The organism is Marinobacter sp. V032, assembly GCF_052645435.1.
In genome coordinates this window covers 1,152,841-1,170,841 of record NZ_JBQXYE010000001.1, presented here as the reverse complement: position 1 = coordinate 1,170,841, position 18,001 = coordinate 1,152,841, and the positions used below count along the sequence as shown (strand labels likewise).

15 protein-coding genes are annotated in these 18,001 nt (G+C 56.0%); 7 read left to right on the top strand and 8 right to left on the bottom strand.

From position 1 onward, the window contains the following. Window positions 1-6: 6 nt before the first annotated feature. From purD to ACUN9X_RS05345, 4 genes are all read left to right on the top strand, one after another. Window positions 7-1,293, top strand: a complete 1,287-nt coding sequence (purD, locus tag ACUN9X_RS05360) for a phosphoribosylamine--glycine ligase (protein ID WP_260038303.1) — start codon at window positions 7-9, stop codon at window positions 1,291-1,293. Between the two features lie 124 nt (window positions 1,294-1,417). Then, complete coding sequence (locus ACUN9X_RS05355; RefSeq protein ID WP_445472421.1) at window positions 1,418-2,380, top strand: alpha/beta fold hydrolase; 963 nt, start codon at window positions 1,418-1,420, stop codon at window positions 2,378-2,380. Window positions 2,381-2,407: 27 nt separating this feature from the next. Further along, complete coding sequence (locus ACUN9X_RS05350) at window positions 2,408-3,235, top strand: crotonase/enoyl-CoA hydratase family protein (protein WP_260038305.1); 828 nt, start codon at window positions 2,408-2,410, stop codon at window positions 3,233-3,235. A 192-nt stretch (window positions 3,236-3,427) separates the two neighbouring features. Further along, a complete protein-coding gene (locus ACUN9X_RS05345) occupies window positions 3,428-5,005 on the top strand; it encodes a cation:proton antiporter domain-containing protein (protein WP_445472420.1) in 1,578 nt (525 codons plus the stop codon). Window positions 5,006-5,023: 18 nt separating this feature from the next. Here the strand turns inward: ACUN9X_RS05345 and cadR are convergent, their stop codons facing one another. From cadR to ACUN9X_RS05330, 3 genes are all read right to left on the bottom strand, one after another. Continuing rightward, window positions 5,024-5,491, bottom strand: coding sequence for a Cd(II)/Pb(II)-responsive transcriptional regulator (gene cadR / locus ACUN9X_RS05340; RefSeq protein ID WP_445472419.1), 468 nt, complete (start codon window positions 5,489-5,491; stop codon window positions 5,024-5,026). Window positions 5,492-5,509: 18 nt separating this feature from the next. Beyond that, entirely contained in the window at window positions 5,510-5,986 is a 477-nt protein-coding gene (gene ybaK, locus ACUN9X_RS05335) for a Cys-tRNA(Pro) deacylase (RefSeq protein WP_445472418.1), read from the bottom strand. Between the two features lie 63 nt (window positions 5,987-6,049). Beyond that, a complete protein-coding gene (locus tag ACUN9X_RS05330) occupies window positions 6,050-8,038 on the bottom strand; it encodes a CASTOR/POLLUX-related putative ion channel (RefSeq protein ID WP_445472417.1) in 1,989 nt (662 codons plus the stop codon). Window positions 8,039-8,561: 523 nt separating this feature from the next. Between ACUN9X_RS05330 and ACUN9X_RS05325 the strand changes: the two genes are divergently transcribed. Further along, a complete protein-coding gene (locus tag ACUN9X_RS05325) occupies window positions 8,562-9,977 on the top strand; it encodes a sigma-54-dependent transcriptional regulator (RefSeq protein WP_445472416.1) in 1,416 nt (471 codons plus the stop codon). After that, entirely contained in the window at window positions 9,974-11,029 is a 1,056-nt protein-coding gene (locus tag ACUN9X_RS05320) for a transporter (protein ID WP_445472415.1), read from the top strand. Before ACUN9X_RS05325 ends, ACUN9X_RS05320 begins: the two co-directional genes overlap by 4 nt. Before the next feature lie 6 nt (window positions 11,030-11,035). Here the strand turns inward: ACUN9X_RS05320 and ACUN9X_RS05315 are convergent, their stop codons facing one another. From ACUN9X_RS05315 to ACUN9X_RS05300, 4 genes are all read right to left on the bottom strand, one after another. Next, window positions 11,036-11,554 carry a hypothetical protein gene (locus tag ACUN9X_RS05315; protein WP_260038316.1) on the bottom strand — a complete coding sequence of 173 codons (519 nt, stop codon included), beginning with the start codon at window positions 11,552-11,554 and terminating at the stop codon, window positions 11,036-11,038. Window positions 11,555-11,559: 5 nt separating this feature from the next. Beyond that, window positions 11,560-12,270 (bottom strand): C39 family peptidase, encoded by a 711-nt coding sequence (locus ACUN9X_RS05310; RefSeq protein WP_260038317.1) that lies wholly within the window; start codon window positions 12,268-12,270, stop codon window positions 11,560-11,562. Window positions 12,271-12,300: 30 nt separating this feature from the next. Further along, window positions 12,301-12,654, bottom strand: a complete 354-nt coding sequence (locus ACUN9X_RS05305) for a hypothetical protein (RefSeq protein ID WP_260038318.1) — start codon at window positions 12,652-12,654, stop codon at window positions 12,301-12,303. Between the two features lie 87 nt (window positions 12,655-12,741). Beyond that, complete coding sequence (locus ACUN9X_RS05300; RefSeq protein WP_260038319.1) at window positions 12,742-13,752, bottom strand: hypothetical protein; 1,011 nt, start codon at window positions 13,750-13,752, stop codon at window positions 12,742-12,744. 471 nt (window positions 13,753-14,223) lie between these two features. On the opposite strand from ACUN9X_RS05300, the gene ACUN9X_RS05295 reads away from it, so the two are divergent. Next, window positions 14,224-16,185 carry a hypothetical protein gene (locus ACUN9X_RS05295; RefSeq protein ID WP_260038320.1) on the top strand — a complete coding sequence of 654 codons (1,962 nt, stop codon included), beginning with the start codon at window positions 14,224-14,226 and terminating at the stop codon, window positions 16,183-16,185. A 117-nt stretch (window positions 16,186-16,302) separates the two neighbouring features. Here ACUN9X_RS05295 and ACUN9X_RS05290 read toward each other — a convergent pair whose 3' ends face one another. Next, window positions 16,303-17,904 (bottom strand): isocitrate lyase, encoded by a 1,602-nt coding sequence (locus ACUN9X_RS05290; RefSeq protein ID WP_260038321.1) that lies wholly within the window; start codon window positions 17,902-17,904, stop codon window positions 16,303-16,305. Window positions 17,905-18,001 lie beyond the last annotated feature (97 nt).

The following is an 18,001-nucleotide window of genomic DNA, read 5'->3' as shown; positions in this document are numbered from 1 at the left end:
ACGCTTATGAACATTCTGATTATCGGCAGTGGCGGACGTGAACACGCGCTGGCCTGGAAAGCAGCCCAGTCACCAGACGCCGAACAGGTCTTCGTAGCACCTGGGAATGCCGGCACAGCCCGCGAGCCCAATCTGGAGAACGTCGATATCGACGTGATGGCGCTGGAACAACTGGCGCAGTTTGCTGAAGACAACAACGTCGGTCTGACCATTGTCGGACCTGAGGCGCCGCTGGTTGCGGGCATTGTTGACCTCTTCCGCGAGCGGGGCCTGCGCGTGTTCGGCCCCTCCCAGGGCGCGGCCCAGCTGGAGGGCTCCAAAGCCTTCACCAAGGATTTCCTGGAGCGCCAGAAGATCCCCACCGCAGACTACGGCAATTTTACCGATGTCGATAAGGCGCTGGCCTACGTTCGCGAAAAAGGCGCGCCGATTGTGGTGAAGGCCGACGGCCTGGCCGCTGGCAAAGGCGTGATCGTTGCCATGACCCTTGAGGAAGCCGAAGACGCGATTCGCGATATGCTGGCGGGTAACGCCTTTGGCGATGCCGGCAGCCGCGTGGTTGTCGAAGAGTTTCTTGAAGGTGAAGAGGCCAGCTTTATTGTGATGGTCGATGGCAAGAATGTGCTGCCAATGGCCACCAGCCAGGACCACAAGCGCGTGGGCGATGGCGACACCGGGCCCAACACCGGTGGCATGGGCGCTTACTCTCCGGCACCGGTGGTAACCGATGCGGTCCACAAGCGCATCATGGACGAAGTCATCACACCAACTGTTGAAGGCATGGCGAGCGAAGGCCATCCGTATACCGGTTTCCTTTACGCCGGCCTGATGATCGATCCCGAGGGCGCCCCCCGGGTCATCGAATTCAACTGCCGCTTTGGCGACCCGGAAACCCAGCCGATCATGCTGCGCATGCAAAGTGATCTGGTTGCCTTGTGCAACGCCGCGATCGACGGTGAGCTTGATCGTTGCGAATCACAATGGGATGCCCGAGCGTCGGTCGGCATCGTGCTAGCAGCCGGCGGCTACCCTGGCAGCTACCAGAAAGGCAGCGTTATCCATGGATTGCCAGACGCCGAGACGGCTGGCGAGAAGGTGTTCCACGCGGGTACTGCCCTCAAGGGTGGCGATGTCGTCACCAGCGGTGGGCGCGTGCTCTGCGCAACCGCATTGGGTAACAGCGTGACCGAAGCGCAGCAGCGCGCCTACGAGGTTGCACGCACCATTGACTGGGACGGCGCTTTCTATCGCAATGACATCGCCTATCGGGCAATAGCACGCGAACAGAAGTGACGCAGAATGAGACGCAGCCCGGTCATTGACCGGGCTTTTTTTTGTTCTAATCTGGGACAGTCACCGTGTTACCCGCAACTCGCTCTGTGGGCGCACTAACGATTCCTCCGGATTAAGGATTGCTATGCGGTATACAAGGACTGTTCCCCTGCTCGCCATATTGCTCATCGCAGCAGGACTGCTGTCAGGATGCTCACGGCAGGAAATCTACGAGGCCGCAATGCGCTATGAACGCAGCTCTGCCGGCCTGGTACCTGATACGATTTCCGTTGATGGCCGCAAGATCGCCTATCTGCACAACGAAGACATGCACGACGGTGATACCATCGTGATGCTTCATGGCTTTGCCGCAGACAAGGAAAACTGGCTGCGAATGGCGGCCGAACTGACGGACCAATACAACGTGTACGCTATCGATCTGCCAGGCCACGGCGCTAGCAACAAAGACCTCGACCGCGCCTACGGCATCAGCGATCAGGTCGGCTATGTGAATGACATTCTGGACGCCCTGCAGCTTAGCCAGGTCCACATGGTTGGTAACTCAATGGGCGGAGCCATTACCGCACTTTATGCCGCCACCTACCCGGACCGGATCAAGACGGCCACGCTGCTGGACCCCGCCGGTATCTTTGAATACGACAGCGAACTGGTTGGCCTGGTTTTAAAGGGCGAAAACCCGTTGGTCGTCTCCAAACCGGGCGATTTCGAAAAGCTGGTGGACTTCGCGTTGGAGAAAAAGCCGTTTGTGCCCTGGCCGATCTATAGCGTGATGGAACAGAAAGCGATCGCCAACCACGCCATCAACCAGCACATCTTTCTGGAGATCCGCGACTCCGGCTATCAGCCCGAGTTTCGTGACAGCATTGAGAATATCCGCGCGCCGGTACTGATTGTGTGGGGCAAACAAGACCGCGTGATCAACTATCGCAACGCCGACGTCTTTTCCGCCCGCATCCCCCACTCCCAGAAGGTTATTCTCGACGGAGTAGGACATGCACCAATGATCGAAGTCCCGGAGCAAACCGCCACTATGCTGCGCCGCTTCATCGAACAACCCGACACTATCATCACTGCGGACGCCGACTGACGCCAGGGCGCCGCAGCAGGAGAACCCATGGAACAGGCCGCCGTTATTACCCGCACCCAGGGGCCAGTGGTCACTATCACGCTCAATCGGCCGGACAAACGGAACGCAGTGGATGGTCCGACTGCGCAGGCGTTGCTTGAAGCCTTCAAGCAGTTCGAAACCGATGACACGCTGAAAGCAGCCGTTCTGTGCGGCGCCGGTGGTCATTTTTGTGGCGGTGCCGATCTGTCTGCGCTGCCAGACCCGGAACGGCGCAACACTGTTGAACCTGATGGAACCGCTCACGGCCCTATGGGTCCGACCCGCATGGCGTTCAGTAAACCGGTTATTGCAGCCGTCAGCGGCTACGCCGTCGCCGGCGGCCTCGAGCTCGCACTCATGTGTGATCTCCGGGTAGTCGAGCAGTCATCCACCTTTGGCGTTTTCTGTCGCCGCTGGGGCGTGCCGCTGATTGATGGCGGAACCGTGCGGCTACCACGGATCGTTGGCCACGGCGTGGCCATGGATATGATCCTCACCGGCCGCCCCGTAGCCGCCGATGAAGCACTCAGGATTGGCCTTGCCAATCGCGTGGTTGCAGACGGAACGGCGCTCGAGGCCGCAGAGGCGCTGGCACACGAAATTGCCGGCTTTCCCTTCCAGTGTGTGCAGGCTGACCGTCAGTCCGCCATCAACCAATGGGATCTGCCACTGGATAAAGCACTTCAGGCTGAAGGCGCTGGCGGTTATCCGGTTATCTTCGCTGAGGCCATCGATGGCGCCCGACAATTTGCTGCGGGTGCAGGCCGCCACGGTGTCTTCGATAGCGCTGAGCCCTTTTCTGAACAGACTCCGCACTCCCCCAACCGGAATTGATATGGGGAATGTGGAGCCCTTAAACCAAGCAAGTGTTGCTGCGCGCTCACTATGCCACGCTACTTGGTGATCATGCTTGCCGATAACGTTTACCCCTCAAAAACATGACAAACTCCGCGATAACTTGTCACAATCGCCCGCAATACGGGCTTCTCTGCCACAATAAAAGTTCACCCTCTGTCTGAGCGCACAATGACGGTCGCGATCTGGATTCTGTTTGCATTTATTCTGGGTATGGTTGCCCGCGGTATTGGTCTGCCGCCTCTGGTTGGCTACCTGATTGCGGGGTTTACCCTGAACAGCCTGGGCCCCACAGTGGGGCTGCCGGCTGAAAGCGCTGACATGCTGAAGCATATCGCCCATCTTGGGGTCCTTCTGCTGCTTTTCACGGTAGGCCTAAAACTCAAGTTTCGTTCAATCCTTCGGCCGGAAGTAATCGGGGGGAGCCTGCTCCACTTCGGTATTACCTGCATGATTTTCATGCCGGCCCTGTATCTGATCCTGGGAATCAGTGGACCCGAGGCACTGGGCCTGGCGATTGCGCTGTCGTTCTCGAGCACCGTTCTGGCTGCCAAGGTGCTGGAAAGTAAACAGGAGCTGCGGGCATTTCACGGTCGGGTCGCCATCGGCATCCTGATCATGCAGGATTTGATTGCCCTGGCGGTGATGAGCGTCACCGCGGGTCATACCCCATCGCCCTATGCGTTACTGGTATTTGCATTACCCCTGATGCGGCCCTTGCTGTTCCGCTTGCTTGATGCCACCGGCCACGACGAGCTGCTGGTTTTGTTGGGGCTGATGCTCGCACTGGCGGTAGGCGGTATCGGTTTTGAAGCGGTAGGCCTGAGCTCAGAGCTGGGCGCCCTGGTTATCGGCGCTTTGCTGGCGAATCACCCCCGAGCGGTTGAGCTTTCCAACTCCCTGTGGAGCGTGAAGGAAGTGTTTCTGGTGGGATTCTTCCTGCAGATTGGCATGAGCGGAATGCCCGATGGCAATGCGCTGATGTTCGCCATCGTGGCGGCGCTGGTGCTGCCTTTGAAAGGGATTCTGTTCTTTGTACTCTTGCTCACCTTTAAACTGCGCTCCCGCAGTAGCTTTCTGTCCAGTTTGCTGCTTACCAACTACAGCGAGTTCGGATTGATTGTCGCCAGCGTCGCCCTGCCCCAGTGGCTGGTGCCGCTGGCGATCACGGTGGCGCTTTCGTTTATCATTTCAGCGCCGCTGAACCGCATCGCCCACCCGTTGTACGCCCGTTTTGCCCGCTATATGGACCCGCTTGAGAGCGACAAGCGCCATCCGGATGAGCAACCACTGTCATTGGGCGACACCCGGGTGTTAATCATCGGGATGGGGCGAACCGGCACTGCGGCTTATGAAGCCTTGCGCGACAGCGAACCGAGACTGATGGGAATTGATTCTGATCCGGCGCGCATCAAGGGCCATCAGGACGCCGACCGTCGGGTCTCTTTTGCTGATGCCGAGGATTTCAATTTCTGGCAGACGCTGGATATGCCGGAGCTCGAAGCCGTGATCCTGTGCCTGCATGACATCGAAGGCAAGACGATTGCCGCGACAAAGCTCAGAGAGCGTGGATTCACTGGTTTTATCGCCTCCCACACCCTGCACGATGACGAAGTGGAACGCATCAAGAACGCCGGTGCCGATGATGCCTATCTGACCATGAACGAGACCGGCGTTGCGCTGGCTGTCCACGTTCAGCAGAAACTGGCTATTCCGACGCCGGCGGACATTACTCCTGACCAGTCATAGACTGAGTCAGACCGGACTTCAGCCGGGCCGGTGGCCGTGGCTGCCTGGAACATGATTGTGAACACGGCCATCGGAGCGGTCCTCTCGCGATACCGACATGCGGTCCAGTTCATTGAGAATGCCGCAATCACGAGTCGCTTGCTCGGTTCCGCACTCACCTTGTATCACCTGCAACTGATCGGCCAGCTGGGTCAGCTCATCAATACGATGACGGACATGCTGGAGGTGCTCGTCAATCAGCTGATTAGCCTCACCACAGCGCGCTTCCGGATTGTCACGCAGCTCCAGTAAATGGCGAATTTCATCGAGCGTCATATCCAGCGAGCGGCAGTTGGCAATGAACTGCAGCCGATCCACGTAGGGCGCAGCGTAATCACGATAGTTTGCGCCACTGCGATCCGGCTGGGGGATAAGCTCGATTTTCTCGTAGTAACGAATGGTTTCCTGAGTAAAGCCGGTTCGACGGGCAAGTTCACCTATACGCATGGCATATGCTCCCAAAAGTTAGCCGGCACCCTGAGCCAAGGATGCAAACCGGCCGTTGGTGAGACGGGCCAGCACACCGGCCGCCAATTCAATTTCCAGCCCTCGACGCCCGGCACTGACAAAGATCGTATCAAAGCCCTCGGCTGACGCATCGATAAAAGTCGGGAGCCTTTTTTTCTGGCCCAGCGGGCTCACGCCGCCAAGCACGTACCCGGTAGCACGTTCGACATCTTTTGCATCCGCCATCGCTGCCTTTTTCGCGCCGGCTTCCTTGGCCAGCTGCTTCAGGTTGAGCATGCCGGACACCGGTACAATCCCAACCGCGAGACCGCCGGAATCAAGCTGCACCACCAGCGTTTTAAACACGCGGGCGGTCGCGATGCCCAGCTTTTCAGCAGCTTCTTCACCGTAACTGCTTTGCTGTGCATCATGGGAATATTCATGAATCTGATAGGTCACGCCGGCTTTTTTCGCCTGATTCACTGCGGGCGTCATGTCTGGGATTCTCCTGAGAATTAACATCAGCCGGTGATCGCCGTGTCGATCTAACCAGCCGTTCTAAACCCGGCTTAAAACGACGAGCTGGTCACCGGGCTCAAGGGCCATCAGGGTGCTGCGTGGCGGATTCAACTGGACCCAATGACCGTCACTATCCGGCGTTGACCGGAATACCCCGAGTGCCGTTTCGCCACAAGCGGCAACTGCCTTTTCAAGCGCTGCGAAATCTGCGTTTACCGGAAGATCAAAGTCTGACTGGGGGCGCAGCATGATCTCGGCCCCGCCCGGCGTGAACAGTTCATCCAGCACCGCCTTGAGTTCCCGGCGCAACGCCACCTGCGCGAGAATGTGACTGAGCACCATGGGACTGACGACGGTTTCGCTGCGATTGGTCACCAACAGGGTTTCATTGTCCGGGTCGCTCAGCTCCATGATGATCTGGGGCTCGTCCGTACTGCGCTCCCGTGCTGATGGTTGAGACGCCAGAACCTCGCCCAACTGCAAATAGCCCATCATGGTCCGGGCATCCGCTTCTTCGCCTGATGCCAGCCGATCGCTGCTGAGAAACAGTATGCTGTCGTAGGATTCCGGGCGCAGCCGACGCAGATCATCTTCAACAATAAAATCGGCAACGATCTGGCGGGCTCTTACGGATGTGCCTGATGCAAGGTACCGACTGATTTCAGCTTCACGGGTTTCAGCCGCGACGATCGACACCACGTCCACATCAAACTCGTGGGCATCATACAACCCCATTTCGGACAACAGCGCCGGCACCCGACGGTTCCAGCCCAGCAGAAGAATACGATGACGCGGGCCGGCATGATTTACCGGCAACGCCGGTGTCGATGAGCGGGCAATCGCAGGCATGCGCACCGCGTGTTTGCCGGCCTCTGGTGCGGGTTCGGTATCGTCGTAATCGCGCGCCATCAGAATAACCCGGTCCCGCGCGGAGATCCGTGTATCAGAGCTCGCATTAAGCTGAACATCCCACCGGTCACCCTGTTCTCCGAGGGGGTGCAGAACGCCCATTACGATTGCGTCAGGGCAACGTGATGCCAACTGTTCCAGCGTCTGGCCTTCAGCAATATCCCCTGACCGAACGAAGATATCGTTGCCATAGCGCGCAGTCAGCAGCTCGTTACAAATCTCGGTCAGGCCCGGATGCAACAGCGTTTGCACCAGCAGGCGACTGACAATGGCATCGCCGGAGACGACCTCCAGTGGACCGGGATAGGCCCGCTCCACCAGCGCCTGCTTACGGATATCCTCGATTTCCGCAACGATATAAGGCAGTTCCCGACGCAGGTATTGCGCTTGCGACGCCATCGACAACAACGCCTTGACCGTTTCCACATCCGATGTCACCAGGCTGTCGGGCCCGTGGGAACTACTGGGAATAATGACCGCTGCGGCATCAAGACACGCAACCCGATGCAGCGCATCCGGCTGTAGTGGCGTACCGGAACGCAACACGATTTTGCCGGCATGGGACCCGATATCCCGCTCATTGCGCAAGCTCAGCAGTTGCGCCGACGACACTTCCTCAGACAACACCACCAGTCGCAAGCGGCGGACAGCGTGACGCTGCAGAAAACGTTTCACCCGACCGGTGGACGCCGTCAACTCCTGCAGAATCGGCACTGTGCGACTGGTCCAACCCAACACAACAACATGGTGACGCAATGTCACGGGCGTCAGCCCGCGCTCAAGATCCGTCATTCGGGCGATCAGCGAGCGGGTCAGGATCGCAACCAGCGTACCCATGAAAACCACATAGCCGCTGACAGTGAGAATCGTTGACACCAGGCGGCGCCAGCCCCCCTCGTCGTCCCCCAGATAGCCCGGGTCCGTCAAGCGCAGAAACGCCCACCAGATCGCGTCACCCAGTGACGAAAATGAATTCTCTCCGGGCCAGACCAGCAAGCCCCCTACCAGCGAAATGAGGCCAATGAAAATCGCCACAACCAGCAGCTGGAACAAGGCTCCCTTGACGAACTGGCGCTCGACCAGATACTTGACCCGATCAATAAACTGCAGCGGTAGCATGGCTTTCCTCAAGTCGCATCGTCTGAAAATCCGCAGGATCTTTCGGCAACCCGGTGTGCGGATATCCGGGTTTGCAAAGGCAATGTCTCAATGGTCTGTGCAAACCTGAAACCGGTCAAGCCGTTCGCTGGCTGACGTCAAGATTCAGCTCAGTATATGTCGGTGTTTTTTACAGTTATGCCCACCTTGTGCACCTCTGTTCGGGCAAGCCGCTCAATTTATTGACTGTTTTATCGTGGCACCAAATATGCTTTTTACAACCAACAAGAGCCGATGTGCCCGCCAGAAAGCATCTCGCCCAATGGCCCGCTGGTTCACCGGGACCGCACACCCGGCAGTATCTCCGCCCCACACCGGCAGCGATTCGGGTCATGTGATGTCTCCCAGGGGAGACCTGAAGCCTGTGCAAACTGATAATCCGGCTGGCCCTTCGCTTCTCATGCTTTCCCCGTAAAAACCCGCTGTTGGCTGCCATTTTTTGCATCACACACTGCAAGAAGTGGCCCGGGAGGGGAAATCAGCAATGACCAAAAAGAAGACCTTGCTCTGGCTGTCCTCGGGTCCGCATAAGCCGCCCACCGATGAGCCGTTTCTGCGCCCATGGGAGTTGGTGCACTTTGATATCACACACCCGCCCGGACGCCGCAGCCCCACGCTGCCACCTGTTCGGGTTGGCGTGCTGGACTTCACTCACCACTCTCAAACCATTCCGCCCCTGCACCTTGATAGCTGGATTGAAGCCCTTACGCCAACAGCCTGGGTCGGGCTGCTGCCATACGCGCCCCATAGCGATGTTGAACTGAGCGACATAGTGGCGAGTTTTTGCGTGGATTATCACACCCAACCTTACGACTGCGCACGCCTCGATAACGCGCTGGGCCACCTGTGGGGCATGGCGGAATTGCAACACCAGCTGCAAACCGAAGACCCGGGGCAATTTGAGCATCATGCGCTGGATGGCCATTCACCGGCGATTCGCCAGACCCGCGCACTACTTAAACGCTTCGCCCATACCGAAGAGCCGGTGCTGATTCACGGCGACAGCGGCACAGGCAAGGGCGCCGCCGCCCGATTTCTCCACAATCACTCTACCGTGGCGCAGGGGCCTTATATCACGGTGAACTGCGCTGCACTGCCGATCAACCTGACGCAAAGCGAGCTGTTCGGCTACGAAAAAGGGGCTTTCACTCACGCCATGAGTGCCCGGGCAGGCCGGATAGAAAAAGCCGATGGCGGCACTCTGGTTTTCAGTGGTATCGACGAACTCAAACCGGAACAACAATCGGCACTGTTACGTTTTTTGCAAGAAGGGCTGATTGAGCGCGTAGGCAGCCATCAGCCACGAAAAATCCGGGCCCGCATTGTGGCCACCAGCAGTCTGTTGCTGAAAGATCTGGTGACGTTGGGGCAGTTCAGGGGAGACATTTACTACCGGCTTGGGAGCCTGCAAGTCCGCATGCCGCGCTTGAGCGAGCGGCTGGACGATATCCCGCTGCTCGCGGAGATTGTTCTGCGTTCGGTCCGACGATTTGCAACCACCCGCCCCAAAACTTTATGCACAGCCGCAACCCGCTGCCTTTTCCTGTATCCCTGGCCCGGTAATTTGCGCGAGTTCCACAACAGAATCCGCCAGGCCGCATTACTCAGCGAAGCCCCCCAATTGACGCCCGCCGATCTCGGGCTGGCCGACCTTGACCCCGATCAACCCCACGTTCAGGCACTGTCACTGGAAACATTCCGCGCCCGGGCCGAGCAGGAGGCGATTGCCTATTGCCTGAACCTGTCGAATAACAATGTCTCAGCTGCCGCCAGACTGCTGAAAATATCCCGGCTATCGCTTTATCGGTTGATGGACAAGCATCGGCAGGATTTGCAGACGCCCTCCGTTCAATCGTCTTCTGCCAGCCATTCGCCGATTAATAAAGGAGAGTCGTCATGACACGCCGTTCCGTTCGCCAGCCAGCTCTCGTGATGCTTGGGTTCCTGATCAGCACTGCGCAGGCACAACCCAATCCGGCCAAAGCCTCACTGCCCCCTGAAAAGCCGGTCGAAAAAGCGAGCGAGGTGGCATCCATCACCACCGATCGGGGCATTGTTACCCGTCCGGGAAAGCTGACCATTGAACCGGCTATTTCCTATGCCAACAGTAATTCGACGGTCGTCGCGGTTGAAGGCTACACCGTCATACCTGCATTGCTGGTCGGGTTGATCAACATCACCGAAGTACAGCGGGATATCTTTGTGGGCGCGCTTACCTTCAAATACGGCATTACCAGCCGGCTGGAAACGACTTTGCGTGCGCCCTATCTCAGTATCCGTGAAGATCTTCGCGAACGGCAGGCCTTCCAGGGCACACCGGTGGATTCGATTACTGAATCTTCCGGCGATGGGCTCGGCGATATTGAGGCCACCCTGCGCTATCAGTTCAATGATGGTGTGGAAGGCTGGCCATATGTGATCGGATCCTTCCGGGTCAGAGCCCCGACAGGCGAAGGGCCTTACGATGTGGATCGCCGGATTCTGCGGGATAATCTGGGCAATCCTATCGGCATTGCCTTCACCGAGCGCCCGACAGGATCCGGTTTCTGGGGGTTCGAACCAGGCCTGTCTTTCATCTATCCATCGGATCCTGCGGTACTGTTCGGCAATCTCAGCTACACCTATACCCTTAAAGAAGATGAGGGCTTCGCCAACGGCGGCACAGTGGATCCGGGCGATATCATTCGGTTCGGCTTCGGAATGGGGTTTGCGTTTAACGAACGAACATCCTTCAGCCTGGGCTATGACCACTCAATCATTCCCAAAACAGAGCTGGAGTTCGACAATAATCTGGATGACGCCCGGTTTGACCGTATTCAGCTTGGCTCACTGGCATTTGGCCTGTCTCAACGACTGACGGCAGACACAAGCGTGAGTCTATCGGTCAGTGTCGGGGTAACGGAAAACGCACCCAGCACCGAACTGACACTGAAGTTACCGATGGCGTTTTAGGGGAAATCAGCGTCCTGTTTGCAGGTAGGGTGAAAGCAGACCGGATGGCACATTGTTGGGCACGCCAACGTTGTTGAGTTCGATATTAAGCGAGCGAATATTCTGGATAACCGTCTGATCAAGACTGTTCTGAATCTGGGTAAACCACCCGCCTTCGAGTAGCAGGTTCGAAGTTACCAGTGCCGGCACAATGCCCTGACTGGCCGTGGAGATCTGCGCCACCTCAAAGTACTGCTGCCCCAGATCGTTACTGATCCGCTGATTGAGGTTGGGAATCGTCAGCCGGTTTACGATAAGCGTTTCACCGTTAACGGATACCACCTGCTCCAGCCCTATCGCAATTTCCAGCCCACCAAGGCTGAAGCCGCCGCGCTGCTGGTCCAATGCTGCATTATCCAGGCGTAACGAGGTTCGATACCAGTCGTCAGCAAACGCCTGCCCCATAGCCGCCAGTAACAGCCCGGCACTCACAATCAATCGATAGCAACTGCCAAAACACCGCCCCTGAGTCCGTCTGACGCGCATGGTGATCACCACTCCAGCCCCATCGGGGTCATCAGCAACTGTTCGCTGTTCAGCCGGTCGCCCGGAGTATTGTTTGCATTCACCGGCGCACGTGCCACCCGATGCCACTCGGCATCGCGGTTAAAAGTCTCACGTCCCTGAGCGACGTGATCCCGAATAACAAAAGCAACGCCGTCCCAGCGGCTTTCAAAGACATCTCGGGAAAGCACCAGTAACCCTCGGGTTGGGTCGCCTACCAGAACCTCCTGATCACTGATGCCCTTTACCACCACAAAATGACGAAAGCCGTTCAGATCCAGCAATACAATCAGCGGTAAACGCACTTGCGCCGCGATCTGCTCCAAAGGCATACGAAACCCGTCAGCCTGATACCCCTGCGCTTCCAAATACCGCTTCATGTCCAGCATTGAGAAGCCTTCTCTGCGGACCTTGTCTCTATCCGCTGATGCCAGCATGGCGTCAAATACGGTCCGCTCACTGACCGACGTGTCATAGTGGTAAGACAGTAAAGACGCGACCGCCGCAGAGCCGCAACTGAAATCATTCTCCTGCCGAAGAATGGTGCTGAAGCGACGCTCCTGAAAGCTGGTCACCTCCATCTCGATGTCCCCACCCAATCCCGGCAACTGAACTGATCCGGCATAAACCACAGGTGCGCCGACGACCAGCGTGGTCAACAACCCCGCCGCTACCCACAACATGCTCCGCGCACCCATGCTGACACCTCCTTGCGTTGCTATCGGGTATTACCGATTAATCAACACATTGATCTGAGTACTGTCCTGAATGACCACCTGGTTGCCGGTATTCTGGATCACCGTTGCCACCCCGTTCATGTTCTGAAAGGCGTTGTCGGAAATCGAGTTATTGCCTGTCATCACATGGCCCTGGAGGACGTTGTCAGACACCACACCATTCTGCTCGGTATCGTTAACCTGCCACTGGAACGGAATGCCCTGCCGACCATTGGCCTGTTGCAACGACTCCGGGGTCATGATGTCCACACCCTGCAACACGTCTTCAGCCTGCATAGCCGGACTCAACGCCAGACAAACGGGAAGCCAGAAAAACCGCCGCGATAATTTCCGGTAGGAAACCATGGCTGATGCTCCTGCAAATAACTGCCGCAGGCTGATCGCCTCCCGGCAAACACCGGGAACACAGGGATCAGCCTCGGCCGTCGCGCCCTACTGACCGGCGGTCAGGTTGGACATCACGCTGACATTCGCCTGGGTAACGCTCGCATTCCCGGCGTTTTGAGCGATAGCCCCTACCCCGGTGAAGTTGGCAGAACCTCCGGATATATCATTGCGATGCGTCACTTCGGTGTAGGCATTCTTCGCATTGCCATCGCCGTAAGTGGTGGTGGTCCCTGACACGCTGCCATCCAGATCAGCATCGTTCATGAACACATGCAGGCTCAGGTTCAGCGAAGCTGTGCTGTTGTCTGAGTTATCACTGCTGTCGGAATTGTCGCTGTTATCAGTGTTGGTATTGAATGAGTTGTTCGCCGTGTTGTTGGAATCGGTATCACTGTTATCCGAATTATCCGAGTTATCTGAATTATTCGAGTTGTCCGAATTATCAGAGTTGTCAGAGCTGTCCGAATTATCAGAGTTATCGTTTCCGCTATCGGCCACCTTGAACGCGTCGCTGGTGTTCACGCTATTGTCAGACGCATCAGAATTGTCGGAGTTGTCCGAGTTATCCGAATTGTCATTGCCACTGTCTGCGATCTTGAATGCGTCACTGGTATTAACGCTGTTGTCGGACGCATCGGAATTATCAGAGTTATCGGAATTGTCCGAATTATCCGAGTTGTCGGAGTTGTCATTACCGCTGTCCGCGATCTTGAACGCATCACTGGTGTTCATGCTGTTGTCTGATGCGTCAGAGTTGTCGGAATTATCCGAGTTATCCGAATTGTTGGTGTTGTCCGAATTGTCATTGCCACTATCGGCCACCTTATAGGCATCACTGGTATTCAGACTATTGTCAGAGCCGTCTGAATTATCAGAATTATCGGTCGAGTTATCGTTACCGGAATCGGTATTGCCGGAATAGCCGTTGTTCGCCGATGAACCATCATCCGAGTTGGTGTTCGGTGCACCATCACCACCCAGATCAGCGAGTGCCGCGCCCGAAAGACCCAGACTCATCGCCACAGCAAGTGCTAGCAAGCTCTTTTGAGTTTTCATAATTCCCTGTCCTTTTTCGTCGTTGGCTTATCAAGGGACCTCTACAGCGTCGACCGCATCCTCCTGTCGGAGCGCTGGCGACCAGCCCGCTACTCTGCTCAGCGATTCCCGTGCCAATACAAAAAAGTACGACTAACCAATTGAAATAGAATGACTAAATAATTCATCCGCCAAGTGGAGAAATGACCAGCTCATCAATCTGTTCCAACTCTGAAACACCCACCAACGCAAAACTCCTGTGGCAGAGGAAAAGCACCGGTTAATCAGTCGCCTGTATCGGTGTCCGAATGTAAGCCCGCCTGACATCGGGTTACAGCCAGAACCCACTCAACAAACATACGGTTACAAACGATTGATTATTAAACATTGTTTTACCATCTATACCCTATTTTGGGGATTCGATGCACACCAGTGACTGAGAGGATAAGGCCTTGAAGATCGATAACACTGATACCTACAGGAACTGCTCTCATGAAAATGCATAAGAAACTACCATTGGCTCTCGCTGTTTCTTCACTGGTCGCCCTCGCCGGCTGTGGCGGTGGCGGATCATCCGGATCTGACTCAGGCTCAGCATCCACAACTGTCACTGGCACAGCTACTGCGCCGGCAGGCGCAGTAGCCAAGCTCGAACCCGTTAACCCACTACAGATTGCCGCACGCTTTCTGATCAGCCCGGCCCACGCCAAAATTGACGGGCTACAGCCTGTTAGTGGTGCAAAAGTCGAGCTCATCAGGGTTGACGATGACGGCAAGCAGATCGGCGAGGTATTGGCTGAAACCGCAACCTCAATCAGCGGCAACTACAAAATAGACCTGCCTGAGGGCGTCAGCCTTGCCGGTAACCTGATCGTGCGGATCACCGGCCAGAACAACTCGGAAATGCGCGCACAGGTTGTCGAAAAAGCGGTGAACATTTCACCAGTGTCTGAATTCGTGCTTCGCAGCTTCATCAAGAGCGGTGCCGATCTGGACGCACTCAAGCCCGGTGCCGTTGTGTCTCTGTCCGGTGCCGTTGAAGAATTCGATATGACCGCCGGTGCCAACCTGGACGAAATGTTCAAGACGCTGGAGCAGGTTGCTGGCGAGTATGTGGAAACCAAAATCGCCGATATCAGTGCCGGCACCGGCGACGCCACGTCGATCTCCGGTGATTACCGGTCGGCCGCCATGGGATTCGGACTACATGACTCTGATGGCAGTGGGCATGGCACTTTTGCACTGGATACCTATGCGTCTCCGTTTAATTTCGTTGGACATGCTGACGGTACCGTTGACGTCACTATCAGTGGTGAAGAAACAGGCTACGGCTCTATTTCTGGTGCGAACCTGGCGAATGCCTACGTCGGATACTCATCTGACGTTGATGACGAAGTGGAAGAACTCGAAGCCACTTTCAACGCAAAGAATGTATTGATGATTGCAGGTGAATTCGAAGAAGAGCTCGAAGGCAGTGATGATTATGGCTTCCGCTATCCTGCAGCAAACTATCCATTGCAGAAACTAAAAGACCAGAACCTGTTTTTTGTGCAGGCGCAGGATGGGGCAATTCGCTATGCGACGCTGGATACCGATGGCGACAACATTTATGACGCGATTGATCCCAGCAACAAACTTGGCGATGAGGTTTTCCGCTCAATCGAAGTATTCGCAAAAACGCCAACATCTGCTTCAGCTGCGGATCTGCAAGGCCAATACGGCAGAGTTTTCCTTTCCGCCAAACTGGCAAGCGGTGGAACGATTGATATCGAAAACGAGAACAATATTCTGAACTTCGATGGCGTTGATGAAGTCAGCTACGGTGAAGTTTCAGGGGATGGCGTGAACGTCACGGATGGCTGGTACGACAATTCCGACTCAAACAGTGAAACCCTGGATTACACTGTCGAATCCAACGGCAACCTGAATGTCGATGGTTCTACAGGTTTCATCAATGATGAAGCCAACTTCATCGTATTCGGTGAGTCTGATGGACTTGATGGCACTGGAGCAGAAGCTGGCACCACCATGATGGTCAAACTGCCAACAACGGCTCCCTCAGTTTCCGGCAAAACCTACCGCCTGATGTTTGTTGGCGTAGGATTCCCTGGCAACAACCTTGCGATGACCAACACCACGTTCGGCTCCACCATAACAATGAATAGCGAAACGGAGGCAACAGCAACAACCCGCACGGCTGAGTTTTCTATGGCGGGACTGGGCGGTGACATCCAGATCGAAAAGAGCGATGAAGCGACTGCTGAAGACGCCACTGTCGACATTTCTGCAAATGGTGCTGCCGTGATCGTTGTCGGCGATGCCAGCACCGAAGCGACATACTTCATCGGTTACTTCAACGAAAGCGGCAGTCTGGGCATTTTCCGCACAGCCTACACCAACGATCTGAACGCTCCTGAGGAACTGGGTATGGCCATCCTGATCGAACTACCATAATCGCATCAAGGTGAACACGAAAGGCCCGCGATTGCGGGCCTTTCGTATATGTCATAGATACAAAAAAGGCGACCCCTTACGGGATCGCCTTTCTGGCAAAGCTTGAATCAATCGAGATTAGATGTTCTCGAACTGACCCATAGTGTTGTCTTTACCGCCAGCCTTCAGGGCTGCATCACCCGCGAAGAACTCTTTGTGGTCATCACCGATGTTGGAACCGGCCATGTCCTGGTGCTTCACAGTCGCGATACCCTGACGGATTTCCTTACGCTGTACGCCTGCAACGTAGGCCAGCATGCCTTCGTCACCGAAGTAACCTTTGGCCAGGTTGTCAGTAGACAGGGCCGCAGTGTGGTAAGTCGGCAGAGTGATCAGGTGGTGGAAGATACCCGCTTCACGCGCAGCGTCGCGCTGGAAGTTGGCAGTCCACTTGTCAGCCAGCTGACCCAGCTCAGTTTCGTCGTAGTCAGCGCTCATCAGCTTGGTACGATCGTAGGCAGACACGTCTTTACCTTCTTCTTTCCAAGCGTCGAATACTTGCTGACGGAAGTTCAGAGTCCAGTTGAACGATGGGCTGTTGTTGTAAACCAGCTTGGCGTTCGGTACCACTTCGCGGATACGGTTAACCATGGCTGCGATCTGGCCGACGTGAGGCTTCTCGGTTTCGATCCACAGCAGGTCAGCACCGTTCTGCAGGCTGGTGATACAGTCCAGTACAACACGGTCTTCACCAGTGCCTTCCTTGAACTGGAACAGACCGGATGCCAGACGCTTAGGCTTGACCAGCTTACCGTTCTGCTTGATCACAACGTCACCGTTGTTGATGTCTTCAGCCTTGTCGATAACGTCGCCATCGATGAAGCTGTTGTACTGGTCGCCGATGTCGCCAGGCTCGTTGGTAACAGCGATCTTCTGAGTCAGGCCTGCACCCAGCGAGTCGGTACGTGCAACGATAACGCCATCGTCAACACCCAGTTCCAGGAACGCCAGACGAACCGCGTTGATCTTGGACAGGAAGTCAGCGTGAGGAACAGTTACTTTACCGTCCTGGTGACCGCACTGCTTCTCGTCAGATACCTGGTTTTCGATCTGGATGCAGCAAGCACCGGCTTCGATCATCTGCTTGGCCAGCAGGTAAGTCGCTTCGGCGTTACCGAAACCAGCGTCGATGTCGGCAATGATCGGCACAACGTGAGTTTCGTAGTTTTCGATCGCATCAAGCAGCTCTTTTTCTTTGGCTGAGTCGCCAGCTTTCTTCGCTGCTTCAAGGTCACGGAACAGGTGGTTCAGTTCCCATGCATCAGCTTGACGCAGGAAGGTGTACAGCTCGCCGATCAGGCTGGAAACAGATGTCTTCTCGTGCATGGACTGGTCAGGCAGCGGGCCGAACTCGGAACGCAGTGCTGCAACCATCCAGCCAGACAGGTAGAGGTAACGACGCTTGGTAGTACCGAAGTGCTTCTTGATAGAGATCAGCTTCTGCTGACCAATGAAGCCGTGCCAGCAGCCCAGGGACTGGGTGTACTGAGCAGTGTCAGCGTCATAGTTCGCCATGTCTTCACGCATGATTTTTGCGGTGTACTTGGCGATATCCAGACCTGTGTGGAAACGGTTCTGGGCGCGCATACGTGCAGCGTGCTCAGGGTTGATCGCATCCCAGCCCTTCATTTTTTCTTTAAGCGCTTTGATGGCCTCAATGTCTTGGTTGTACTGTGACATGGTCGATCCTGTTTAGTAGTTGATTGAACCTACGCTCAGCCTTCCGAAAACTGATCAAACAACAATCAGAAAACCGGCCCGGCTGACGATGGAAGCT